The 24938-nt window shown below is 66.9% G+C and carries 18 protein-coding genes; 13 read left to right on the plus strand and 5 right to left on the minus strand.

Annotated features, from left to right (window positions below; genetic code table 11):
- Positions 1-462 precede the first annotated feature (462 nt).
- Positions 463-2640, minus strand: a complete 2178-nt coding sequence (gene rlmKL, locus IN820_RS01975; protein WP_193679368.1) for a bifunctional 23S rRNA (guanine(2069)-N(7))-methyltransferase RlmK/23S rRNA (guanine(2445)-N(2))-methyltransferase RlmL — start codon at positions 2638-2640, stop codon at positions 463-465.
- Positions 2641-2998: 358 nt separating this feature from the next.
- On the opposite strand from rlmKL, the gene rmf reads away from it, so the two are divergent.
- Complete coding sequence (gene rmf, locus IN820_RS01980; protein WP_003295213.1) at positions 2999-3214, plus strand: ribosome modulation factor; 216 nt, start codon at positions 2999-3001, stop codon at positions 3212-3214.
- A gap of 101 nt (positions 3215-3315) precedes the next feature.
- Here the strand turns inward: rmf and IN820_RS01985 are convergent, their stop codons facing one another.
- A complete protein-coding gene (locus IN820_RS01985; protein ID WP_193679369.1) occupies positions 3316-4347 on the minus strand; it encodes a quinone-dependent dihydroorotate dehydrogenase in 1032 nt (343 codons plus the stop codon).
- A gap of 89 nt (positions 4348-4436) precedes the next feature.
- Positions 4437-4658: a DUF2835 domain-containing protein gene (locus IN820_RS01990; protein WP_193679370.1), complete on the minus strand. Its 222-nt coding sequence runs from the start codon at positions 4656-4658 to the stop codon at positions 4437-4439.
- Between the two features lie 218 nt (positions 4659-4876).
- On the opposite strand from IN820_RS01990, the gene IN820_RS01995 reads away from it, so the two are divergent.
- Complete coding sequence (locus IN820_RS01995; RefSeq protein WP_193679371.1) at positions 4877-5806, plus strand: DUF6685 family protein; 930 nt, start codon at positions 4877-4879, stop codon at positions 5804-5806.
- A gap of 154 nt (positions 5807-5960) precedes the next feature.
- On the opposite strand, the gene IN820_RS02000 is transcribed toward IN820_RS01995, so the two are convergent.
- On the minus strand, positions 5961-10811 hold the full coding sequence (locus IN820_RS02000) for an NAD-glutamate dehydrogenase (protein ID WP_193679372.1): 4851 nt from the start codon (positions 10809-10811) through the stop codon (positions 5961-5963).
- Positions 10812-11068: 257 nt separating this feature from the next.
- Here IN820_RS02000 and IN820_RS02005 point away from each other — a divergent pair, with 257 nt between their 5' ends.
- From IN820_RS02005 to IN820_RS02045, 9 genes are all read left to right on the plus strand, one after another.
- The gene (locus IN820_RS02005) at positions 11069-12028 is read left to right on the plus strand and encodes an AAA family ATPase (RefSeq protein ID WP_193679373.1); all 960 of its coding nucleotides are present in this window, start codon (positions 11069-11071) and stop codon (positions 12026-12028) included.
- Positions 12028-12993, plus strand: a complete 966-nt coding sequence (locus tag IN820_RS02010) for a DUF58 domain-containing protein (protein WP_193679374.1) — start codon at positions 12028-12030, stop codon at positions 12991-12993. Before IN820_RS02005 ends, IN820_RS02010 begins: the two co-directional genes overlap by 1 nt.
- A complete protein-coding gene (locus IN820_RS02015) occupies positions 12990-13484 on the plus strand; it encodes a DUF4381 domain-containing protein (RefSeq protein WP_193679375.1) in 495 nt (164 codons plus the stop codon). Before IN820_RS02010 ends, IN820_RS02015 begins: the two co-directional genes overlap by 4 nt.
- Positions 13477-14496 carry a vWA domain-containing protein gene (locus IN820_RS02020; RefSeq protein WP_193679376.1) on the plus strand — a complete coding sequence of 340 codons (1020 nt, stop codon included), beginning with the start codon at positions 13477-13479 and terminating at the stop codon, positions 14494-14496. The genes IN820_RS02015 and IN820_RS02020 overlap by 8 nt, the downstream gene beginning before the upstream one ends.
- Positions 14493-16199 carry a VWA domain-containing protein gene (locus IN820_RS02025; protein WP_193679377.1) on the plus strand — a complete coding sequence of 569 codons (1707 nt, stop codon included), beginning with the start codon at positions 14493-14495 and terminating at the stop codon, positions 16197-16199. The genes IN820_RS02020 and IN820_RS02025 overlap by 4 nt, the downstream gene beginning before the upstream one ends.
- Positions 16196-17824 carry a BatD family protein gene (locus tag IN820_RS02030; protein WP_193679378.1) on the plus strand — a complete coding sequence of 543 codons (1629 nt, stop codon included), beginning with the start codon at positions 16196-16198 and terminating at the stop codon, positions 17822-17824. Before IN820_RS02025 ends, IN820_RS02030 begins: the two co-directional genes overlap by 4 nt.
- A 344-nt stretch (positions 17825-18168) precedes the next feature.
- The gene (locus tag IN820_RS02035) at positions 18169-19389 is read left to right on the plus strand and encodes a CmpA/NrtA family ABC transporter substrate-binding protein (protein ID WP_193679379.1); all 1221 of its coding nucleotides are present in this window, start codon (positions 18169-18171) and stop codon (positions 19387-19389) included.
- A gap of 11 nt (positions 19390-19400) precedes the next feature.
- Positions 19401-19979, plus strand: a complete 579-nt coding sequence (locus IN820_RS02040) for an ANTAR domain-containing response regulator (RefSeq protein ID WP_193679380.1) — start codon at positions 19401-19403, stop codon at positions 19977-19979.
- 119 nt (positions 19980-20098) lie between these two features.
- A complete protein-coding gene (locus tag IN820_RS02045) occupies positions 20099-20542 on the plus strand; it encodes a thioesterase family protein (RefSeq protein ID WP_193679381.1) in 444 nt (147 codons plus the stop codon).
- Between the two features lie 167 nt (positions 20543-20709).
- Here IN820_RS02045 and IN820_RS02050 read toward each other — a convergent pair whose 3' ends face one another.
- Positions 20710-21651, minus strand: a complete 942-nt coding sequence (locus IN820_RS02050; RefSeq protein ID WP_193679382.1) for a 1-phosphofructokinase family hexose kinase — start codon at positions 21649-21651, stop codon at positions 20710-20712.
- A gap of 366 nt (positions 21652-22017) precedes the next feature.
- Here IN820_RS02050 and IN820_RS02055 point away from each other — a divergent pair, with 366 nt between their 5' ends.
- Positions 22018-23229 carry a nitrate/nitrite transporter gene (locus tag IN820_RS02055; protein ID WP_193679383.1) on the plus strand — a complete coding sequence of 404 codons (1212 nt, stop codon included), beginning with the start codon at positions 22018-22020 and terminating at the stop codon, positions 23227-23229.
- Positions 23230-23261: 32 nt separating this feature from the next.
- Positions 23262-24935 (plus strand): bifunctional protein-serine/threonine kinase/phosphatase, encoded by a 1674-nt coding sequence (locus tag IN820_RS02060; protein WP_193679384.1) that lies wholly within the window; start codon positions 23262-23264, stop codon positions 24933-24935.
- The last annotated feature ends 3 nt before the right edge of the window (positions 24936-24938 follow it).

Below are 24938 nucleotides of genomic sequence, written 5' to 3' on the forward strand. Positions count from 1 at the left end.
GATTTCGCCAGTTCGCAGGGTGGGCAACGGCGAAGCCTTGCCCACGCGGCTGCCGGATATGAACGCGGATTATCCTTTGGCTCTGTCCCAATTGCGTGTTGCTCGAAGTGTCGAGGTGTTCTGAACCTCCGTAGGAGCGGGCCGTGCCCGCGRAGCTTTGCGCGCTGGAATATTCGCGGGCATGGACTCGGCGTCCCCGCCCTCTCCTACAGGGATACGTCTATCCGCAACAGCCAACTCGGACAGAGCCTATCCTTTTGCCCCACCGCCAGGCGCCCGCTTGCGGGCGATCGGCCGCAACGCCGATGATCGCCGGCAAGGACTCGGCGTCCCCCCGGGCTCCTACGGGCGCGGTGTGCACAGGCGGCTTTCTCGGCGCTGCACCCTGTTTGCTGCCCGACAGCGCTGCGACGAAGACGCGCAGGCGCCACCTACGCAGAGCAGCACGCTCGCTGTGGGCGTTCAGCGCGCCCGCAGCTTCCAGGCGCGGTGAATCCGGTTGTTGCGGCGGAAGTCTTCGTCCAGCGTGGCCGCGGTGATTTCCTCCACGGCATAGCGCTCGCTCAGGCCCGCATCCAGCACGAACTTGCGGAAGTTATTGGAGAAATACAGCGTACCGCCCGGCGCCAGCCGCGCCATGGCCAGATCGAGCAGAGCGCGATGGTCACGCTGCACGTCGAATACCCCCTCCATGCGCTTGGAATTGGAGAACGTCGGCGGATCGATGAAGATCAGGTCGTATTCGCCACGATCATCCGCCAGCCAGGCCATCACGTCGCCCTGCTCCAATCGCTGGCGGTCCGAGAAGCCGTTGAGCGACAGGTTGCGCCGCGCCCAGTCGAGGTAGGTCCTCGACAGGTCGACACTGGTGGTGCTGCGCGCGCCGCCCTTGGCGGCGTGCACCGTGGCGGTGGCGGTATAGCAGAACAGGTTGAGGAAGCGTTTGCCGGCGGCCTCGCGCTGGATACGCAGGCGCAGCGGGCGGTGGTCGAGGAACAGCCCGGTATCCAGGTAGTCGGTGAGGTTGACCAGCAGCTTCACGCCCCCCTCGTTCACCTCGAGGAATTCGCCCTGGGAGGCCTGGCGCTCGTATTGGCGCGTGCCGGTCTGGCGCTCGCGACGCTTGACCACCACTTTCTCGCGGGGAATACCCAGCGCCTGCGGGATCGCCGCCAGTGCATCGAGCAGACGCGCCTGGGCCTTCTCGGGATCGATGGAGCGTGGCGGCGCATATTCCTGCACGTGCACCCAGTCGCGGTACAGATCGACGGCCAGCGCATATTCCGGCATGTCGGCGTCGTAGAGCCGATAGCACTCGATGCCCTCGCGACGCGCCCATTTGCCGAGCAGGCGTAGATTCTTCTGCAGGCGGTTGGCGAACATCTGCCCGCCCTCGCTGAGCCGCGCCTGTTCCAGCGGCGCCTGCTGCTCTGCCCGCTCGCCCGAAGACGAACGCTGGCCGGTGACGAACTGGTCCAGCTCGACCTTGATCAGCAGCAGCTTGCAGGGCAACGCGCCGTTCCAGAAGGCATATTGCTTGTGGCTGCGAATACCCATGCGCTTGCCGAGGTCCGGTGCGGCGGTGAACACTGCCGCCTCCCACCCCAGGCAGGCCTGGCGCAGACGCTCGCCGAGGTTCTGATAGAGATAGAGCAGGCTCGCCTCGTCCCCCAGGCGTTCGCCATAGGGTGGGTTGCAGACGACCAGCCCCTTCTGGTTCTGGTCCGGGCGCGGTTCGAAGGTGGCCACGTCACCCTGGTAGATCCGGATCCACTCGGCCAGCCCGGCGCGTTCGACATTGTTGCGCCCGGGCTGGATCAACCGCGGATCCGCCTCGTAGCCGCGAATCCACAATGGCGGCCGTTCCAGCCCGGCTTGCGCCCGCGCCTGTGCTTCGGCGTGCAGGCGGTTCCACAGCGCCGGCACATGACCCAGCCAGGCGCTGAAGCCCCAGCGCTCGCGCTTGAGGTTCGGCGCGATGTCCGCCGCCATCATCGCGCCTTCCACCAGGAAGGTGCCGACGCCGCACATGGGGTCGGTCAGCGCGCCACCCTCGGCGGCGATGCGCGGCCAGCCGGCGCGAATCAGAATGGCGGCGGCGAGGTTCTCCTTCAACGGCGCCGCGCCCTGCTGCAGGCGGTAACCGCGTTGATGCAGGCTGTGCCCCGAGAGATCCAGCGACAGCACCGCCTGGCCCCTGTCGAGACGCAGGTGCACGCGCAGATCGGGATTCAGCTTGTCGACGCTCGGCCGCTCGCCGGAGGCGGTGCGCAGCCGATCGACGATGGCGTCCTTGACCTTCAGCGCACCGAAGTGCGTGTTGTCGATGCCCGAGCCACGACCGCTGAACTCCACCGCCAGGCTGCCCCCGGGCTGCAGATGCTCGGCCCAGTCGACCGCGTGCACGCCCTGGTACAGGGTGTCGGCGTCGGTCGTGGGGAAGCGGCTGATCACCAGCAGCACACGGTTGGCCAGGCGCGACCACAGGCATAGCCGGTAGGCCACTTCCAGCCCGCCGAAGCCACGAATCGCGGACGTTTGCTCGCGGGCCTCCTCCAGCCCCAGACTGGTGGCTTCCTCGAGCAGCAGGCTTTCCAGCCCCTTGGGACAGGTGAGAATCAGTTCATGGCGATCGGTCATGGCAGTTCCAGGAAATATGCTTCGGACCGCTGCGACCCTTTCGTCGGAACAAGCCCAGCAGGAAAAAAGATTGCGACTCGGTAGAAAACGTCCGGCGACGAGTGAGGCGGCCCAGGGATGAGGTTCAGGTGCCGCAGTAAACGCGGCTTATGGGTAGAACCATAGTTTCGTTACTTACTTATGACAAAACGATCATTCCAGCCTCTCGGGCATTGGGTTAGAACTCACCTCAGGCCGGCACCGCAATGGTGCCCGGCGAAACCCGCCACGCCGGCAGCGGGTTTCACTGGCAGCCCAGCTGCCCGGTCTCGCCATGAGGCCACCAGGAACACCAGTCAACCACTGAGGGCAATACCCAATGAGAAGACTCAAGCGTGATCCGATGGAACGAGCATTTCTGCGCGGTTATCAACATGGCATACATGGCAAATCTCGCGACCTCTGTCCTTTTTCACATCCCACTGTTCGCCAAGCCTGGATCAACGGCTGGCGGGAGGGTCGCGGCGACAACTGGGATGGTCTGACCGGTACTGCCGGTCTGCATAGACTCAACGAACTTCACGCGGTCGGCTGATTCACCGCTCTTTCCGACTTCAAACGGCACGCCCCATCCGGGCGGCGGGCTAGCAGCCCTGGGGCTCCGACAGGAGCCCCATTCCGGCAGTAGAATCCCACTCAACCCGCTTGTGAGCGCAGTGCCGCAATGGCATCCACCGCCTCGCGGATCAGTGCCGGCCCCTTGTAGATGAAGCCCGAATACAACTGGACCAGGCTCGCGCCGGCCTCGATCTTCTCGGCTGCGTGACGACCTTCGGTGATGCCGCCCACCGCGATGATCGGCAAGCGTCCACCCAGGGTCTGCGCCAGCACCTTCACGATATGGGTGCTCTTGTCCCGCACCGGGGCGCCAGACAGGCCGCCCGCCTCGTCGGCGTGGGCCAGCCCGGCAACGCCCTCACGCCCGAGGGTGGTGTTGGTGGCGATGATCGCATCCATCCCCGCCTGGAATACCGCCTCGCCCACCAGCGCCGTTTCTTCATCGGTCATGTCGGGGGCGATCTTGATGGCCAGCGGCACGCGCTTGCCATGCATCAGCTCGAGATCCTCACGGCGCAGCCGCAATGCGTCGAGCAGATGCTTGAGCGAATCCCCGAATTGCAGGCTGCGCAATCCGGGCGTGTTGGGTGAGCTGACGTTCACGGTGACGTAGCTGGCGTGGTGATAGACCTTTTCCAGGCACAGCAGGTAGTCGTCCTCGGCACGCTCCACCGGCGTATCGAAGTTCTTGCCGATGTTGATGCCCAGCACGCCCTTGAACCTGGCTGCCTCCACCCGCGCCAGCAGCGCGTCGACGCCATGGTTGTTGAAACCCATGCGGTTGATGATCGCCTCGGCCTCGGGCAGCCGGAAGATACGCGGCTTGGGATTGCCCGGCTGCGGGCGCGGCGTCACCGTACCCACCTCGATGAAACCGAAACCCAGCTGCGACAGCCCGCGAATCGCCTCGCCATTCTTGTCCAGCCCGGCCGCGAGTCCCACGGGGTTGGCGAAATCCAGCCCCATCACCCGCACCGGCAGGCTCGCCGGCGGCTTGCTCAGCATCGCGTTGAGCCCAAGACGGCCACCTGCGCCAATCAGTTCGAGGGAAAGCTCGTGGGAAGTTTCCGGGGATAACTTGAACAACAACTGGCGGGCCAGGTTATACATACGCAGCCTAACGTCTCGGAAAGTGTGGCCGCGGAGTATAGCAGGCCGGCGCGGTTTCCAGCGGCTCGCCGACGGTCTGGATCCTGCGCTCATTGCAGGCGCCGCAAGCGCAGCAGCTGCCCCTGCTCGGCGAATTCCAGTTCGAAGGAACCATAGACGCCTTCACTGGTCAGAAACGGACGCAGGTGATGCGCAGGCAGGCTGACGCGCGTTCCGTCACGGCTCCGAATCAGGACTCGATTGGCGCGGCCCTGATACACCGCCTTCATTCGATCGGCGGACAGTGCGATGTCCAGCACCAGGTTTGGCATGGAGGCTCCTCATTGATCCATTCAGCGATATTGCCACATCGACGCGGCACGGCCATCCAGGTCCGGCACGCCCATTCCCCGATGCGAATGGTGCATATTTGCAGTGCAGCCCGTGCGCAAACGCCTCCGGTCTGCCACACTCCGGCCCAAGGCTCTGTCGGTCGTTCATTCGCGGCCGCGGTGGAATCTCGACAGCCCCTCATTCTGAGAGCTCACGCATGATGAGCCTGCCCGAGCCAATGCCTTCATTGACATCCCATCTCGCCAGATTGGCGCAACGCTTCGGACTGAGTGCCAAGGCCTCGCAGCAGGCGCTGGAGCGCGCCAGCGGCCTGCAGCTCCCCTTCGCGCGGCTCCCCGAGCCCGAACCAAGCATCTTCTGGAATGACGGCCCCTGCCTGCAACGCCTGTTGGAGCTGCCCCGCGGCGCGCTGTCCGGCCCGGTGCAGGAAGACAAGGCCCGTGCCCATGCCGCCCTGACCCGCCTGATCCGCAAGGAAAGCGACTTCCATTGCGAGATCGATCTGCGCCAGATCGACGGGCTCGGCGGTTACGGCAGCGACGGCATCAGCTACCCGGGCATCGAAGCCTTTGCCGCCACACCCGCCTGCCGGCTGGTGCGCATCATCAGCTACAAGGATTTTTTGCGTGCCCTCGGCACCGCCCTGCCCGGCTTCGACAAAGGCACGCCGATAGAACTTCGCCAGGCCAGCTGGCTCGGCGAACGCCTCTACTGGGCCGGCGAGCATCACATCGAAGCCTTCGCCTGCGCCGTCGCCTACGCCCGCCTGCGCGGCCTCGAGGTCATGCTGCCAGCCGAAGTAACCGATTACCGTCTCGACCGGGCCGGCGTTCAGGCACTCGATGCCGAGTACCACGCCATCACCATGCCCGCCCAGGCCTGGAGCGACCGTGACTTCATGGCGTTGCTGCTCGACACCCAGGTGCCCTATGCGCGGCTGACGCTGCTGCGCAATGCCGGCAACTCGGAACTGTTGCTGCTGGAGAAGCGCGAACCCACCGCCAACGCCATCGGCGAAGGCCTCAAGCTCGCCGGCGCGCCGGACCTGGTCCGCTATCTGCGCGACCTGCCGCAGATCACCCGTTTCAAGCGCGGGCAACCGGCGCCGAGCTCAAGTGCGTTGTGACTCGAACCGGCTGGTGTGCCAGATCGACATCTTTCCATGGTGGGCTGAAGCGGATCGCCGCCCGACCCACCCTACGAAAAGCCCGTGGCACATCGCATACGCGCCTAAACATCATGCTGCGAGCTTCACCCGCGCAGCATGATGGACGACCCCCTCAGCCCTGCCCCGACGATTGCGCCAGGTCCTGCAGTTCCCGGCTGGCCACGGCATAGATCGCATAGTCGCTGCCGCTGGTGCTGCGCAGTTCGGCCAGCATCTCGCGCCAGCGTTCGAGCGGATAGGGTCGTTGCGCCAACCAGGCGTCGACGCGCTCGCCGATCTGCTCGGGCCCATCCGCCATCTGCAGCACCGATACGGTGATGCTGCGCTGCTGGCAATCCAGGTCGTCGCGAAAACCTTCGCGTGCCAGCGCCTGCCAGTTGTTGGCCACCGGCAGGTTGGTCAGTTGGTGCAGATACCACGGCAGCTCCAACGCCCCGCCGACGGCGAAATAGGCCGCGGCGACCTGCGCCGGCGCCTGTCCGGTCTCGTCCGCCGCTTCGAGGATCGGCAGCAGCGTGTACAGATGGCTGGTTCCGGCCACCATCCGCGCCAGCAGCTCCGGCACGCCGGCCTCGGTGTACTGCTGATAGCGGGTCTGCCAGCGCTCGCGCGTGGCGCCTTGCAACAGCTCGTCGAGCTTGAGCCCGAGCGCGGCCACCCGCGGGCCGAAATGGGCGACGTCGCGGGCCGCATCCAGCTCGTTGCGCCGGTTGCGCAGGAACCAGCGGGTCGCCCGCCGTCCCAGGCGCATCAGCTCGTCCATCAGGGTCAGCTGCAACTCGGCAGGCACCTTGTAATCCAGCGCCTCGACCTGACGGAACCAGTGCGGCAGATGGAAGATGTCGCGCACGATGACGTAGGCGCCCGCGACGTTGGCCGCACTCATCCCGGTGGCTTCCTTGAGCCGCTGGACGAAGGTGATGCCCATGTCGTTGACCAGGTCGTTGGCGATCTGCGTGCTGACGATCTCGCGCTTGAGGCGATGCTGCAGCATCGCCTCGCGAAAACGCTCGACCAGCGACTGTGGAAACGCGCTGTCCATTTCCCGGGCCAGATAGGCATCGTCCGGCACGCGCGACTCCAGCAGCGCCCTCTTCAACTCGATCTTGCTGTAGGAGATCAGCACCGACAGCTCGGGACGGGTCAGCCCCTTGCCCAGGTTCGCCCGCTCGGCCAATTCCTCGTCCGACGGCAGGAATTCCAGGCTGCGGTCCAACTGGCCCGCGGCCTCCAGCGCGGTGATCAGGCGGATGTACTCGCCGCCACGCTCGCGCGCACGATACTGCGCCTGCGACAACGCCTGGGTCTGCTTGTAGTTGTTGTGCAGCACCAGCTCGGCCACCGCATCGGTCATCTCGAACAGCAGCTGGTTGCGCTGCTTGCCGGTCATGTCGCCGACGCTGACCACCTCGTTGAGCAGGATCTTGATGTTCACCTCATGGTCGGAGCAATCTACCCCGCCGGCGTTGTCGATGAAGTCGGTATTGCTGGCGCCGCCATGCAGGGCGTACTCCACCCGGCCCAACTGGGTCATGCCGAGGTTGCCGCCCTCGCCCACCACCTTGGCGCGCAGTTCGCTGCCGTTGACCCGCACCGCATCGTTGGCCTTGTCGCCCACCTCGGCATGGCTTTCGCCGCTGCTCTTCACATAGGTGCCGATGCCGCCGTTCCACAGCAGGTCCACCGGTGCCTTGAGCAGGGCATGGATCAGCTCGGCCGGCGTCAGCTGGTCCGCTTCGATGGCGAAGCGCTGCTTCATCTGTGGCGTGATTTCCACGCGCTTGGCCGAACGCGGGAAAATGCCGCCGCCGGCGGAGATCAGCGAGCGGTCGTAATCGGTCCAGGACGAACGCGGCAACTCGAACAGGCGCTTGCGTTCGATGAAGCTGCGGGCGGGATCGGGATCCGGGTCGATGAAGATGTGCATATGGTTGAACGCAGCCACCAGTTGCAGCGTTTCGGACATCAGCATGCCGTTGCCGAAGACGTCGCCGGCCATGTCGCCAATGCCGATCACGCTGATGGCGTCGTTCTGCACGTCGATTCCGCGTTCGCGGAAATGCCGCTGCACCGACACCCAGGCACCCCGTGCGGTGATGCCCATCTTCTTGTGGTCGTACCCGGCCGAGCCCCCGGAAGCGAAGGCATCGCCGAGCCAGAAGTCGTACTCGCTGGCGATGCCGTTGGCGATGTCCGAGAAGCTCGCCGTGCCCTTGTCCGCGGCGACCACCAGATAAGGATCGTCATCGTCGTAGCGCAGCACGTTGGCCGGCGGCACGACCCGACCTTCCTTGAGGTTGTCGGTCACGTCCAGCAGCCCGCTGATGAATATCCGGTAGCAGGCGATGGCTTCGGCCTGGATATCGTCACGGGTGCCGCTGCCGGGCAGCCGGCGCGGAATGAAGCCGCCCTTGGCGCCACCGGGCACGATCACCGCGTTCTTCACCTGCTGGGCCTTGACCAGGCCGAGCACCTCGGTGCGGTAGTCCTCTTCGCGATCGGACCAGCGCAGCCCTCCGCGCGCCACCTTGCCGCCGCGCAGGTGCACACCCTCGACACGTGGCGAGTAGACGAATATCTCGTACAGCGGCGCGGGCCTCGGCATTTCCGGGATCGCCCGCGGGTCGAGCTTGAGGCTGAAGTAGTCCTTCGCCCGGCCGCTCGCATCCGGCTGGTAGAAGTTGGTGCGCAGCGTCGCCTTGATCAGCGCCAGGTAGCGCCGCAGGATGCGATCCTCGTTGAGCACCGCGACCTCGTCCAGCGCACCGAGGATCGCTTGCTCGAGTCGTTGCTGCTTGTCGGCGAGATCCTCGTCGCCGAGCTTGCGCGCCAGGTAGAAACGCATCTTGAACAAGCGCACCAGCTCACGGGCGATGTCGGTGTGGTTGAGCAAGGCGCTGGCGATGTAGCCCAGGTCGAAGCCCATGCGGATCTGCTTGAGGTAGCGCGCATAGGCACGCAGCAGCGCCACTTCGCGCCAGGTCAGCCCGGCGGTCAGCACCAGCCGGTTGAAGGCGTCGTTCTCCGCGAGCCCGGCGTAGATATGGATGAAGGCGTCCTGCAGCGGCTCGTTGATTTCCAGCAGGTCGATTTCCAGGCCGGCGGCATAGGTGAAGGCGAAGTCGTGCATCCAGTATTCGCGGCCGCTCTTGTTGCGCAGCCGGAAGGGAAACTCGCCGATCACCCGCAGCCCGAGGTTCTCCATGATCGGCAGGATGTCGGACAGCGGCAGCGGCGTGTCCATATGGTAGAGCTTGCAGTGCAGGCGGTTTTCGTCGGTGCTGATCGGCTGGTAGAAGCTCATCACCAGCGGGCGCTCCTCGCTCAGGGCGAGCACGTGCTGCATGTCCACCGTGGCCGACTGCGGCGAGAAGCGCTCGCGATAGCCGGCCGGAAAGCCCTTGGGAAATTCGTTGAGCAGGTTGGTTCCCTGCGCCTCGCCGAAGCGCTCGACCATCAGGCTGACGTAGTCGTCGTGCCAACTGCGGCACGCCTGCAGGACTTCCTGCTCGAGGCGCGTCGGGTCGACCTGCACCGGCCTGTTGGGGTCCAGGCGCAGGATGAACTGCACCCGGGTCAGCACCGATTCGGAAAAATAGGTGGAGAACTCGCAGCCGCTGGCCTCGAGCCGGTCCAGCAGGACCTGCTGGATCTTCAGCCGGGTCTCGGTGGAATAACTGTCACGCGGCACGTATACCAGGCAGTAGCAGAAGCGCCGGTAGGGATCGAAGCGCAGGAACAGCCGCAGCCGGTTGCGCTCCTGGATCTGCACGATGGCGATGGCGTTCTCGAACAGCTCGTCGATGGGCGCCTGGAACAGCTCGTCGCGCGGCAGCACCTCGAGCACCTGCACCAGCTCCTTGGCCAGGTGCGCCGAACTGCCGAAGTTGGCGCGCCGCACCACCGCCTCGACCTTGCGCCGGATGAACGGAATGCGCCGCACGCTCTGGGTATACACCGACGAGGTGAACAGGCCGAGGAAGCGGCATTCGCGGACCACCCGGCCTTCTTCGTCGAACTCGCGAACCGACACGAAGTCCGGATAGGCCGGGCGATGCACGCGGCTGGGCATCGCCGCCTTGGCGAACGAGAGCAGCAAGGGTTCGCGCAGATAGCTGACGGACAGGCCGGTGAGCGTTTGCTCCTCCCTGGACAGCCCGGTGCGCATGCTGCGCGACAGCCCCAGCAGCGACCCCTCGTCATAGACGATGCGCCCACCTTCCGGCTGCTCGACGATGGAGAACTCCTCGTAGCCGAGGAAGGTGAAATGGTCTTCGGCCAGCCAGCGCATGAAGTCCCTTATCTCGTCCAGCTCGTCGGCGTCGATGCGCAGGTTGACCCGTTCCAGGCGCGCCTGCAGTTCTTCGGCCTTGCCCTTCATCGCGGCGAAGTCGGCGACCACCTGGCGCACGTCGGCCAGCACACCCTGCAGCGACTGTTCCAGTTCGCGCAACGCGGCGGCACTGGCACAGCGGTCGATCTCGACGAAGATCAGCGATTCGGCGTGGCTGTCCGGCGCGCGGGTGTCCTTGGGCAGCAATTCGAGCAGCGTCCCGTCGGCATCGCGGCGGACCTGCAGCACGCTGGTCTGCAAGGTGTGGATGCTGTAGCCGCGACGGGTCAGCTCGATGCGCACCGAGTCGACCAGAAACGGCATGTCCGGATGCAGCACCTCGACCACGCTGTGGGTCGACTGCCAGCCGTGCTTCTCGTAATCGGGGTTGAAGACCTGTACCTCGGGCGTGGCCGGATCGAAGCGCTCGAGCAGGCGCCAACTGGCCAGGGTCGAGCCGACCAGGTCGGTCATGCGCCGTTCGGTGAGTTCGCTCAGGGCGACGATGCCGAAGAACTGTTCGGCGAACAGGCCTAGTTGCGGCAGGAGTCGGGGGTCTACGTGTTGCGCCAGCGCTGTCTGCAATTGCTGCTGAAAGTCGGCCTTGCTGGCCGCTGAGAAGAACGCCATGTATGGCTCCGCTTGGCTTGCTGGGGAAGGTTGCCGGTAGTGACTGGCACCACAGGACGAAGGTTCAGGATAGTCTAGGGGCTGTTGCCATTTCGTTCACGGCTCGCGACGAAACGGCAACAGCCCCTAACACGGCTTAATACAGTAAAGTGGCGCATTCCCTCCGCCCCTCTGCGAGCGTTCGTTGCAGCCGGCTACGGCAAGCGGGTCCGCCGGTACGGCGGGCCGGGTCACCGCCACCTGGAAGAATCGAGACGATGGATCACCGTGAATCGATAATCGCGTTGCGACAGTTCCTTTCCACCCAGATCCTGGGTCAGGAGCGGCTGATCGAGCGCCTGCTGATCGCCCTGCTCGCCGACGGCCACATGCTCGTCGAGGGTGCTCCCGGGCTGGCCAAGACGCGCGCGATCAAGGAGCTGGCCGAAGGCCTGGAGGCCGAGTTCCATCGCATCCAGTTCACCCCGGACCTGCTGCCCGCGGACATCACCGGGACCGAGATCTACCGCCCGGAAACCGGCAGTTTCGTCTTCCAGCAGGGGCCGATCTTCCACAACCTGGTGCTCGCCGACGAAATCAACCGCGCCCCGGCCAAGGTGCAGTCGGCGCTGCTGGAGGCCATGGCCGAGCGTCAGGTCAGCATCGGCCGCAGCACCTACGATCTGTCACCGCTGTTCCTGGTGCTGGCCACGCAGAACCCCATCGAGCAGGAAGGCACCTACCCGCTCCCCGAAGCGCAGCTCGACCGCTTCCTGTTGCATGTGAAGATCGGCTTCCCGGACGCCTCGGTGGAGCGGCGCATCCTGCAACAGGCCCGTGGCGAAGCGATCAATGGCGAGGCGGCGCCGGAACAGCGCGTCAGCCAGCAGGCGATCTTCGCCGCACGCAAGGACATCCTCGGCCTGTACATGGCCGACGCGGTGGAGGAATACCTGGTGCAACTGGTCATGGCCACGCGCACGCCGGCCAAGTTCGACGCCGAGCTGGCCGAATGGATCGCCTACGGCGCCAGCCCACGCGGCTCCATCGCCCTGGACCGTTGCGCGCGCGCGCACGCCTGGCTCGCCGGGCGCGACTTCGTCAGCCCCGAGGACATCCAGGCGATGCTCTTCGACGTGCTGCGCCATCGCATCATCCTCTCGTTCGAGGCGGAGGCCGCCGGCATCGATCAGGAGCGCGTCATCCAGCGCGTCCTCGACGTGGTGGCGGTGGCCTGATGCAGGCGCAGGCTCGCAACGCCGGGCAGCCGCTCGAAGACGAGGCCGGCATCAGGGTCACCCTGGCCGAGCTCATCGATATCCGCCACCGGGTCCGTGAAGTCCCGCTGTTCTCGACGCCGCACCGGCGCAGCCCGCTGGTGGGCCTGCATCACTCCAAGCTGCGCGGCCGCGGCGTGGATTTCGACCAGGTACGCATCTATCAGGCCGGCGATGACGTGCGCACCATCGACTGGCGGGTCACCGCCCGCACCCAGGAGCCCCATACCAAGCTCTTCCATGAAGAACGCGAGCGGCCGATCTACATCGTCGCCGAACAGAGCCGGCGTCTATTCTTCGGCAGCGGCCGCGCCTTCAAGTCGGTGCTCGCGGCCCAGGCCGCGGGCCTGATCGGCTGGGCCGCGCTGAGCCACAACGACCGGGTCGGCGGGCTGGTGTTCGGCGGCAGCGAGCAGCAGGAAATCAAGCCACGGCGCAGCAAGCAGAGCCTGCTGCAGCTGCTGGACCGGCTGGCCAGGGCCAACCGCCAGTTGCACCCGGAAAGCCCCTGCGATCCCGAAGCGTTCAGCCTCGCGTTGCGCAGGACACGCGAAGTGCTGCGGCCCGGCAGCCTCTCGGTGATCCTCTGCGACGAGCGGACCCTGGACGATGCCGCCGAGCAGCAGCTGAGCCTGCTGGCGCGCCACGTCGACCTGTTGCTGCTGCCGCTGTTCGATCCGCTCGACCACGCGTTGCCCGCCGCCGGGTTGCTGAGTTTCAGCCAGGGCGCCGCGCACCTGGAACTGGATACCCACGATGCCGCGCTGCGCCAGCGCTACCGCCAGCAGGGCGAAGCCCGCAGCGCCCGCTGGCAGCGGCTGGCCGATCGCCTGCGGGTGCCGCTGATGCCGCTCGACACCCAATACGATCTGGTCGAGCAGTTGCGCGATCATCTGAGTGTACGGCACCCGAGCGCCCGCCCATGAACCCGCTCGACCAACTGGCGCCGCTGATCAGCCCGCCGCCGATCTCCTGGTGGCCTCCGGCGCCCGGCTGGTGGCTGCTGGGGCTGTTGTCGACGCTCTGCCTGGGGCTGCTCTGGCGGCTGCGCCATCGTCTGCCGCGGCGCAACCCCCGCGCCGCGAGCGAGCCGCCGCTGGCGCCGCAGCGCCAGGAAGCCCTCGATGAACTGGCGCGCCTGAGCAAGCCCTACGGCGGCCAGCCGGCCAGCCACTGGCTGCAGCAGCTCAACGCGCTGCTCAAGCGGCTGTGCCGCATCCGCTACCCCGGCGACCATCCGCACACGCTGAGCGGGCGCGCCTGGCTGGCGTTTCTCGACAGTCGCTGCCCGGCAGCCGGATTGACCCGCTGGATGGTGCTCGTCGAAGGCGCCTATCGCGCCGAATGCCGGCTGGACGACAAGGCCATCGATGGTCTCGAGCAGGCCGTCGATACCTGGATTCGCAAGCATGTTTGAGCTGGCCTGGCCCTGGGTCTTCCTGCTGCTGCCGCTGCCCTGGCTGCTGCGCGGGCTGCTGCCGGCCGCGGATCGCGGCGAGGCGGCCTTGCGGGTGAGCTTCCTCGATGAGTTGCAGAGCCTCGCCGGCCGGCGCGCCCGCGTCGCCCTGCCCGCCTGGCGCCAGCAATTGCCCTACCTGGCCATCTGGCTGCTGCTGCTGTTCGCCGCCGCCCGCCCGCAATGGCTCGGCGAGCCCCTGCCGCTGCCCGTCAGCGGCCGCGACCTGCTGATGGCGGTGGATGTTTCCGGGTCGATGGACTACCCCGACATGCAATGGAACGACGAGGAACTCACCCGCCTGGAACTGGTCAAGCGGCTGCTCGGCGACTTCATCGAGGATCGCCATGGTGATCGCGTCGGCCTGATCCTGTTCGGCAGCAAGGCCTACCTGCAGGCGCCGCTGACCTTCGACCGGCGCACCGTGCGCATCTGGCTCGACGAAGCCCTGGTGGGCATCGCCGGCAGCAATACCGCCATTGGCGATGCCATCGGCCTGGCGGTCAAGCGCCTGCGCGAGCGCCCGGCCGACAACCGTGTGCTGGTCCTGGTCACCGACGGCGCCAACAACGGCGGCGAAATCGAGCCCCTGCTGGCAGCGACCCTGGCCGCCGAGGAAGGCGTGCGAATCCACACCATCGGGATCGGCGCCGATCCCGAGGAAGGCGGCGTGCTCAGCCGCTTCGGCTTCAACCCCGGGCTGGAGCTGGACGAGCCGACGCTGCGCGCCATCGCCGAGCGCACCGGCGGCGAATACTTCAGGGCACGCACCAGTGCCGAGCTCGAAGCGATCGGCGAAACCCTCGATCGCCTGGAACCGGCCGCCCAGCAGCCGACCCAGGCGCGCCTTGCCGAGGCCCTGTACGCCTGGCCGCTTGCGGCGGCGCTGCTGATCAGCCTGTTGCTGGTGGCCGCCAGCCTGTGGAGCGCGCAGCTGCAACGCCTGGCCTGGCGCCGGGAGCAACGTCGATGAGCGACTGGCTGCCGCACCTGCTCAGGCCCTTCTGGCTGCTCGTCCTGCCAGCGCTGCTCTGGCTGCTGTGGCGCCTCTGGCATCGGCAACGGCAGGTTGGCCGCTGGCAGCGCCTGCTGCCCGAAGCCTTCCATGCCGCCCTGCTGACCCGCGGCCAGTTGCGCGACAGCCGCCTGCCATGGATCGTTCTGGGTCTGGCCTGGCTGCTGGCCGTGCTGGCGCTGCTCGGGCCCAGTTGGCAGCGACTCGAGCAGCCCAGCCTGAAACGCGCCGACCCGCTGGTCGTGCTGCTGGAACTGACGCCCGCCATGCTCGCCGGCGACGCTCCGCCCACGCGGCTGGAGCAGGCCAAGCGCAAACTGCTCGACCTGCTGGAAAGCCGACAGGACGTGCAGACCGCGGTGGTGGTGTTCGCCGGCAGCGCCCATACCCTGGTGCCGCTGTCGGACGATCTGGCCACCACGCGCAACCTGCTCGATGCCCTGCACCCGGCGCTGATGCCCGAACCGGGACAACGCGCCGACCTGGCGGTCGCCCAGGGCCTCGCGCTGCTCGAGCAGGCCGGTCAGGGCAAGGGCCGGTTGCTGTTGATCGGCAGCGGCCTGGACGGCCAGGAGCGCAGCGCCATTGCCACGCTCATGCGCGACCAGGGCCAGCGCTTGCTGATGCTCGGTGTCGGCACCGAACAGGGCGCGCCGATCGCCGGAGAGAACGGCAGCTTCCTCAAGGACGAACAGGGCGCGATCCTGATTCCGCGCCTGGACAATGCCGGCCTGCGGCGCTTCGCCAGCGAGCTGGGCGCGCGCTATCAACAGGCGCGCCTGGGCGATGGCGACCTGGCGGCGCTCGGCCTGCTCGACGAAGCCGGCGCGCTGCTGCAGCACGACGACGTCACCCGCCTCGAAGCCTGGCTGGATCAGGGCCACTGGCTGCTGCTGCCCCTGCTCCTGCTGGCCGCCTGTGCCGGCCGCCGCGGCTGGCTGTTCTGCCTGCCGTTGTTGCTGTTGCAGGCGCAACCGGCCAGCGCCTTCGAGTTCGGCGATCTTTGGTTGCGTCCCGATCAGCAGGGCCAGCGTCTACTCGAAGCGCAGCAGCCGGAACAGGCCGCCGAGCGCTTCACCGATCGACGCTGGCAGGCAGTCGCCCGCTATCGGGCCGGTGACTATTCAGGCGCGGCCGAGCTTTTCGCCGAGGGTGCTAGCGCCGCCGATCATTACAACCGTGGCAATGCCCTGGCCCGCGGCGAAGCCTTCGAGGCGGCCATCGAGGCCTATGACCAAGCGCTCGAACTGCAGCCCGACCTGCACATCGCCCAGCGCAACAAGGCACTGGTCGAAGAGCTGCTGCAACAACGTCGGCAGCAGCCGCAGGAGGGTTCGCAGCCCGACGAGCCGCAGCCGGAGCAGCCACGGCAAGGCAGCGCTGCCGCCAGCCCGCCGACGCCGGAGAGCGCCAGCGGCGAACCGACCAGCGAGCCCGGTGAAGCCAGCGGCGCCTTGCCGCCGCCCCCCACCGCTGAGCAACGGTCGCACGCAGCGGACTCGACCACCACCCAGGCGCAGGTGCAGCACGAGGCGCTTCCCGACATGGAGCGGCAGCAGGCCATGGAGCAATGGCTGCGGCAGGTCCCGGACGATCCCGGTGAGCTGCTGCGGCGCAAGTTCCTCTACGAACAACGCAAGCGCCAGGAAGTGAACCGATGATGCGCCTGATGACTTTTCTTCTGCTCGGCATGCTTGCCGCCCAAGCCAGCGCTTCCGGGCTGCTCGCCAGCGTGGACCGTACCCAGCTGAGTATCGACGAGACCCTCGAACTGAGCCTCGAATCCCAGGGCAATACGATGTTCGGCAGGCCCGATCTGCAACCGCTGGAGCAATCGTTCGAAGTCTTCGACACGCGCCAGGTCAACCAGCTTTCCAGCAGCAACGGTGAAACCCGGGCGATCACCCGCTGGCTGATCACGCTGCGCCCGCGGCAGACCGGTTACGTCATCATCCCGCCGCTGCAACTCGGCGAATGGCGCAGCGAACCGATCACCCTGCTGGTGCAGGAATCACGCGCCAAGGATGAGAGCGACCAGTTGGCGCCGATTTTCATCGATGCCAGCCTCGACCAGGACAGCGTCTACGTGCAAGCCCAGGTCACCCTCACCCTGCGCATCTATCACTCGGTCTCGCTGTACGACGACAGCAGCCTGTCGCCCCTGCAGATGCCCGACGCGCTGGTGGAAAGGCTCGGCGAGCCGCGTACCTACGAGAAGACCATCAACGGCATTCGTCACGGCGTCATCGAAGTCCGCTACGCGCTGTTTCCACAGCAGAGCGGCGAGCTGACAATCCCCGCCCAGCTCTTCAGCGCCACCACCGTGGCGACCGGTAACGACTCGCTGTTCGGACCCCGGCCGGGCCGCTCGACCCAGGTCAGATCGCCGAGCATTCCACTGTCGGTCAAGACCAAGCCCGCGGACTACCCCGCCGATGTGCCCTGGCTGCCGGCACGCAGCCTCACCCTGGTCGAAGCCTGGAGCCCCGAGCCGGACCAGGCCCAGGCCGGCGAATCCCTCACCCGTAGCCTGCTGCTCAAGGCCGAAGGCCTGACCGGCACCCAGCTGCCGGCCATCGGCTCGCCACAAAGTGCCGAACTGCGACGCTATCCGGACCAGCCCAGCCTCGCCAACGAGGTGAGCCCGACAGGTATCGTCGGCAGTCGCGAACAGCGCGAAGCGCTGATTCCGACCCGCAGCGGCACCCTGCAATTGCCGGCGCTGGAAGTGGTCTGGTGGAACACCCTCGAGGATCGTCTGGAACGCGCCACGCTGGCCGAACGCACGCTGCAGGTCGCCGACAATCCGGACCTGCTGCAGCCGCCGCCCGAGCAACCGATCATGCTGCAATCCGGCGCCGAACCGCCGCCGCTCTGGCCGTGGCAACTGAGCACGGTACTGCTCGCGGCCAGTACCCTGGCCGGCTTCGGGCTCTGGCTGCGCGCACGGCGGCAACCGGCGGTGCAGCGCGCCCTCCAGGCCGGGCCGACGCCGCGCAGCCTGCTCGACGACCTGCGCCGCGCCTGCCAGGCCAACGATCCCCAGGCCACCCGCCAGGCCCTGGACGCCTGGGCGCGCCAACAACCGGAGACCCTCGCGGACATGGCTGCCCGCTTCGTACCGCTGTCCGATGCGCTGGACGGCCTCAACGGCGCGCTGTACAGCGAAACCGGCCAGCGCTGGCAGGGCGAGGCGCTGTGGCAGGCGATCCAGGCGTTGCCGCCGGCAGCCAGCCCGAGCGCCGAACAGGAACAAAGCGCCCTGCCACCGCTGTATCCGCGCTGATCCCTGAACGCCGCTGCGCAGATATCGCTGCGTGAAGCGCACCCTACGATGGCCGGCCCTGCCGCTGTATCCGTATCCTTTTGCCCCACCGCTAGGAGCCCGCCTGCGGGCGATCGGCCGCAACGCCGATGATCGCCGCGTGCACATGCGGCTTTCTCGCGGCTGCACCCTGTTTGCTGCGCGACAGCGCTGCGACGAAGACACGCAGGCGCCTCCTACGGAATGCTCGCCAGGGAGGCCGGGGCCACCCCCTGGCATATCGCTTGCTACGCTCATGGCAGCATTCCTTCGACGCCACCTGCGATCCGCAGTGCGCGCCCGCACTTTCACAAGGTACGCCCTGCATGACTGACTCCGCCACAGCACCCCGCACCGACGCCCTGGCCTGGGTCGCCGGTAGCGATGCCCCGGAAAAGAGCACGGTGAACCTCGGCTTTTTACCCCTCACTGACGCCGCCTCGCTGATCGTCGCCGCCACCCAGGGCTTCGCCCAGCCGTTCGGCCTGACCCTCAACCTGCATCGGCAGAACTCCTGGTCGGGCCTGCGTGACAAGCTGATCGGCGGCGAACTCGACGCGGCCCACGGATTGTACGGGCTGATCTACGCGGTGCACCTGGGTATCGGCGGCAGCCCGGCGGTGGATATGGCCGTTCTCATGGGGCTCGCGCAGAACGGCCAGAGCATCAATCTGTCCGCACCATTGAAGGCCGCTGGCGTGACCGATCCCGAGGCATTGCGTGACCGAGCGCTCCAAAGTGGTGCCCAGCTCACCCTCGCCCAGACGTTCCCCACCGGCACCCATGCCCTCTGGCTGTATTATTGGCTGGCCGCCCACGGTATCCACCCGCTGGAGGACGTCAGAACCCGGGTGGTGCCGCCGTCGCAGATGGTCGCGCACCTGCGCGCCGGGCGCATCGACGGTTTCTGCGCAGGTGAACCCTGGGGCGCCCAGGCGATCGCCGAGGATGTCGGTTTCACCCTGGCGACCAGCCAGTCGATCTGGCCGGATCACCCGGAGAAGGTACTCGGCTGCACCCGCGCCTTCGTCGAGCAGTACCCCAACACCGCGCGCGCACTGGTAATGGCCGTGCTCGAAGCCAGCCGCTTCATCGACCAGGGCCAGGAGAATCGCAGCAGCGCGGCGCAGTTGATCGCTGGCGGCGAGTACGTCGATGCGCCGCTGGCCTCCATCGAGCCGCGCTTTCTCGGCCTCTATCAGGACGGCCTCGGCAACGCCTGGCAGGACGCCCATCCCCTGCGCTTCTTCGCCGGTGGCGCAGTGAACATGCCCTACCACTCCGACGGCCTCTGGTTCATGACCCAACTGCGGCGCTGGGGCCTGCTGCGCGAGGATCCCGACTACCTCGCCGTCGCCCGCGCCGTACAGCAGACCGCCCTCTACCGACAGGCCGCCAGCGCCCTGGGCATCAGCGTTCCCGAGAGCCCGATGCGCACCTCCATCCTGATGGACGGCAGCTGCTGGGACGGTACCGACCCGGCCGGCTATGCACGCAGCTTCGCCCTGCACGCCCTGGCAGACGACCCCATGGTCCAGGCGCTCTGAAGGAGATCGGCATGCTGCGTATTCTCCTCATCGACGACACCCCGCGTAAGGTCGGCCGCCTGAAAAGCGCGCTGATCGAGGCTGGCTTCGAAGTCATCGAAGAAACCGGTCTTACCATCGACCTCCCCGAGCGGGTGGAAGCGGTTCGTCCGGACGTGGTGCTGATCGACACCGACTCGCCCGGCCGCGATGTCATGGAGCAGGTGGTACTGGTCACGCGGGACCAGCCGCACCCCATCGTCATGTTCACCGACGACAGCGACCCGGACGCCATGCGCCAGGCGATCCGCGCCGGCGTCAGCGCCTATATCGTCGAGGGCATCCAGGCCCAGCGCCTGAAGCCGATCCTCGATGTGGCCATGGCCCGCTTCGAGAGCGACCAGGCCATCCGCGCGCAGCTACAGGCGCGCGAACAGCAGCTGGCCGAACGCAAGCGCATCGAACTGGCCAAGGGCATGCTGATGAAGATGCGCGACTGCAAGGAGGAAGAGGCCTATACCCTGATGCGCCGGCAGGCGATGAGCCGCCAGCAGAAGCTGATTCAGGTGGCCGAGCAGATCATCGCGATGAACGAACTGCTGGGCCAATGAAGACATCGGGAGCGGCGAAGCGAGCCTCAGGACTGCCGACGAAGCTCAAGCCGGAGCCGTTCGCCGCAGAAAACGTACTGCCCTAGAATGCACGCCATACCTCCCCGACCGAGCACATCATGGCGCGCCTCACCCTGCAGTTCCCGGAAGACCAGTTCTGTTTTTCCACCCAGCTCACCGTGCGTATCACCGACATCAACGCCGCCAACCATCTGGCCAACGATTCGATGATTTCGATGATCTCCGAAGCGCGGGCGCGCTTCCTGTTCGCCTACGGCATCGCCGAGACCCGCAAGGATGGCAACGGCATCATCGTCACCGACCTCGCCACCACCTACAATGCCGAGGCCCATGCGCGTGACGCACTGCTGTTCGAGGTCGGGGTGATGGATTTCAACAGGTACGGCGGCGACATCACCTTCCGCATCACCCGCCCGGCCGACGGCAGGCTGATCGCCATGGCCAAGTCAGGCTTCGTCTTCTACGACTATGTGCAAGGCCGCGTCATCGCCATGCCCGAGGAGTTCGCCGCCAAGTTCCCGCGGGTCAATCGCGTCGACTAGGGGCTGTCGAGTAGGTTGGGTTGAGCCTGCGAAGCCCAACGAGCGAGGTATCAGGCGATACATTCGCAAAATATGAATTTCTCGGCATACGGGAAGCCGGCCTGGGCTCCGTGCGATGTTGGGCTTCGCCGCTGCGCGGCTCAACCCAACCTACGTGACTGCAAGCTCTAAAGGCCAGTGCGGCCGAGCTCGGCAATCAGTCGCTGCACGTCCTCGCGATGGCAGAGCTCGGTCCCCGGACGCATCACCGTGGCGGCCCCCGCGGCGACGCCGCAGCGCACGGCAGCACCGAGCTCGCGGCCTTCGGCCAGGGCCAGGACGATGGCGCCGAGCATGCTGTCGCCCGCCCCCACGGCGCTGAGCACCGGGACGTCCGGCGAGGGCACCCGTTCCAGGTGCTCGCCGCAGGCGACCAACGCCCCCTCCGCGCCCAGCGACAGCACCACGATCTCGGCGCTGCCTCGCGCGATCAGGCTGCGCAACGCCTCCTCCTGCCGAGCCGCGTCCGTTACCGGGTGGCCCATGATGCTGGCCAGCTCGTTGAGGCTCGGCTTCATCAGGTAGATACCACCCTGGCTGGCCGCATACGCCAGAGGTTCGCCGGACAGGTCCACCACCAGCCTGGCGCCGATGCGCCGGGTCAGTGCGAGCAACTCGTCGAAGAAGCCGATACCCACCCCGGGCGGAAAGCTGCCGCTGAGCACCAGGTAGTGCGGCGTGGGATGCAGCGCCGCCAAGGTGTCCAGGCAGCGCTGCAGTTCCTGTGGTGCGAGCGACGGGCCGGGCAGCACGAAGCGGTATTGCAGCCCCGTTTCCAATTCGTCCACGGTGAAGCTTTCCCGCGTGTCGCCGCCGATGGGCACCGGCCGGTGCACCAGGCCGAGCTCATCCAGCGAACGCTGCAACAGCTCGCCGAAGGGCCCGCCCGCCGGGTAGACGGCCAGCGCCTTGCCACCCAGAGTCTTGACTACCCGCGCGACGTTGATACCGCCACCGCCCGGATCATGACGCGGCAGCGAGCAACGCAGCTTGTCGGTACTCACCACCCGGGCGGTACCGACCGAAAGATCCATCGCCGGGTTGAGGGTCAGGGTCGCAATAAAGGGCATCGCTCGTTCCTCGTTTCGCACGCCAAGCCTATCAGCAACCGCAGCGGCTGCGCTCGCCCGGCCGCATTGGATCACCTGCCCCGATTTGGCCCAGGGATGCGCGCTAATCGTGCAGCAGATCGTCCAAACTGCGCCCCGCGGCCCATTGGACGCCTGCTGCGCGGCTCGCATGCGGACTGGCACGCTAGATGCTTGATCGTTGTCACGGCAGGCCAACGGCGGTCTCCGACACACGACAAAGGCGTCGCAACACCCTGCTCCGGCAGGCGTGCTGCGGCGCCTTTTTGTTTTTCCGCCCCACTGCCGGGGCGGCTTGAGCAGCATTCGCGGGCATTGCCGCGTAACGAACGCCCTGGAGCCGATCCGATGAATACGAGTTTCTGGAAAGCCGGCCACACGCCGACCCTGTTTGCGTCCTTCCTCTATTTCGACCTCAGTTTCATGGTCTGGTACGTGCTCGGCCCGCTGGGCGTGCAGATCGCCGCCGATCTCGGGCTGACCACCCAGCAGCGCGCCTTGATGGTCGCCACGCCGATTCTCGCCGGCGCGGTACTGCGCCTGGTGCTGGGCATTCTCGCCGACCGCACCTCACCCAAGACCGCCGGCCTGTTCGGGCAGAGCGTGGTGATCGTGGCCCTGTTCATCGCCTGGTTGCACGGTATCCACAGTTATGAGCAGGCCTTGCTGTTGGGGCTGTTCCTCGGCATGGCCGGCGCCTCCTTTGCCGTGGCATTGCCCCTCGCCTCGCAATGGTACCCGCCGCAGCATCAGGGCAAGGCGATGGGCATTGCTGGTGCCGGCAACTCCGGCACGGTGCTGGCCGCGTTGTTCGCCCCGGTGCTGGCTGCCATGTTCGGCTGGAACAATGTCTTCGGCCTGGCGCTGATTCCGCTGACGCTGACCCTGATCATTTTCGCCAGCGTGGCGAAGAACGCGCCCAACCGCCCCGCGCCGAAGTCGCTGGGTGACTACCTGAAAGCCCTCGGCGACCGCGACAGCTGGTGGTTCATGTTCTTCTACAGCGTCACCTTCGGTGGCTTCCTCGGCCTGGCCAGTACCTTGCCCGGTTACTTCCATGACCAGTACGCCTTCGACCCGGTGAAGGCCGGCTACTACACCGCCGCCTGCGTTTTCGCCGGCAGTCTGCTGCGCCCGCTGGGCGGTGCGCTGGCCGACCGCATCGGCGGCATTCGCGCGCTGCTGGTGATGTACACCGTGGCCGCCATCTGCCTCGCCGCGGTGGGCTTCAACCTGCCCAGCGCGACCGCTGCCCTGGCATTGTTCGTGGTCGCCATGCTCAGCCTCGGCGCCGGCAACGGCGCGGTGTTCCAATTGGTACCGCAGCGTTTCAACAAGGAAATCGGCGTGATGACCGGCCTGGTCGGCATGGCCGGCGGCATCGGCGGCTTCCTCCTGACCGCCGGCCTGGGCGCGATCAAGCAAGCGACCGGCGACTACCAGCTCGGTCTCTGGCTGTTCGCCAGCCTCGGCGTGCTGGCCTGGTTCGGCCTGCATGGCGTCAAGCGTCGCTGGCGGACCACCTGGGGCTCGGCGGCCATAACCGTGGCACGGGTTTGAATCTACCTGCACCAACCGCACCGGAAACCCGTATGCCCCTGCACCTTAGCTACGGCGAGGCCAGCGCCGCCGGGCCTCGCCCGGAGAATCAGGACGCGATCCGCATCGTCACGCCGGCCCCTTCACTGGCAACCGGCAAGGGCTATCTGTTCGCCATCGCCGATGGCGTCAGCCAGTGCGCCGACGGCGCGCTGGCCGCTCGCACCACCCTGCAGACGCTGGCGTTCGACTATTACGCGACACCGGAAACCTGGGCCGTGGCGCAATCGCTGGACCGCGTGCTGGTGGCGCACAACCGCTGGCTGCAGGCCAATGGTGGCGGCCAGCCGCTGCTGACGACGTTGACCGCCCTGGTGCTGCGCGGCCGCCGTTTCACCCTCGCCCATGTCGGCGACTGCCGCGCCTATCGCTGGAACGGCGCGCAACTGGAACGCCTCAGCGAGGACCATGTCTGGGAGCAGCCGGACATGCAGCACGTACTCAAGCGCGCGCTGGGGCTGGACCAGCATCTGCTGATGGACTACCTGGACGGCGATCTGCGCGAGGGCGACTGCTTCGCGCTGCTGAGCGATGGCGTCTGGTCGAGCATTACCGAGCGCGACCTCGCACATGTGCTGCACGACCAGCCGGACCTGCCCGCGGCGGCGCGCGCCCTGGTCAATCTCGCCCACCAGAGCGGCAGCCAGGATAACGCCAGCGCGCTGTTGCTGCGCGTCGACAGGCTGCCCGAAGCCGTGCTGGCGGACGCCCTGGCGCAACTGGACCATTGGCCGCTGCCGCCACGCCTGCGCCCTGGCCAGACGTTCGAGGGCTGGCAGGTCGAGGCGCTGCTGGCCGAATCCCGGCAATCGCTGCTCTACCGGGTGCGCGACGCGCACGCGCAACCCTGGCTGCTGAAGACGCTACCGTCGAGCCGCCAGGACGAACATGACGCCGCGCCCGCCCTGCTGCAGGAGGAATGGTTCCTGCGCCGGGTCGCCGGACGCAGCTTCGCCGAAGTCCATCCGCTGCCGCAGCGCCAGCACATCTATTACGTGCAGCGCGAATACGCCGGGACGACGCTGGCGCAGCGGTTCCAGAGCCAGGGCCCGATGCCGCTCGCCGACTGGCTGCAGTTGGCGCCGCGGCTGATCCGGGCGGTAGGCCTGCTGCACCGGCGCAATATCCTGCACCGCGACATCAAGCCGGAAAACCTGCACCTGGGCGAGGATGGCGAGCTGCGAATACTGGATTTCGGCCTGGCCTTCTGCCCGGGATTATCCCGCGACCAGCCGCACCAATTGCCCGGCACACCCAGCTTCCTCGCCCCGGAAGCCTTTGCCGGCGGCGCGCCGAGCATGAGCCTCGATCTCTATGCGACCGGCGTGACGCTCTATTACCTGCTGACCGGCCACTACCCCTACGGCGAGATCGAACCGTTCCAGCATCCGCGCTTCGGCAAGCCGACGCCGGCCAGCCGCTATCGCCCGGACGCCCCCTCCTGGCTGGACGAAATCCTCGAGCGCGCCCTGGCAGCCGACCCGCAGCACCGTTTCGAGACGGCCGAGCAATGGCTGTTGCAACTGGAACAGGGCGAGCGCCAGACACCGAACCCACGGCCGCGGCCGTTGCTCGAACGCGAGCCGCTCAAGGTGTGGCGCAGCGTGGCGTTGATTTCGCTGCTGCTGAACCTGGCGCTGCTGATATTGCTGACGCGTGCGCAGTAGGCA

The organism is Pseudomonas lopnurensis, from assembly GCF_015070855.1.
In the GTDB taxonomy this organism is placed as follows: domain Bacteria; phylum Pseudomonadota; class Gammaproteobacteria; order Pseudomonadales; family Pseudomonadaceae; genus Stutzerimonas; species Stutzerimonas lopnurensis.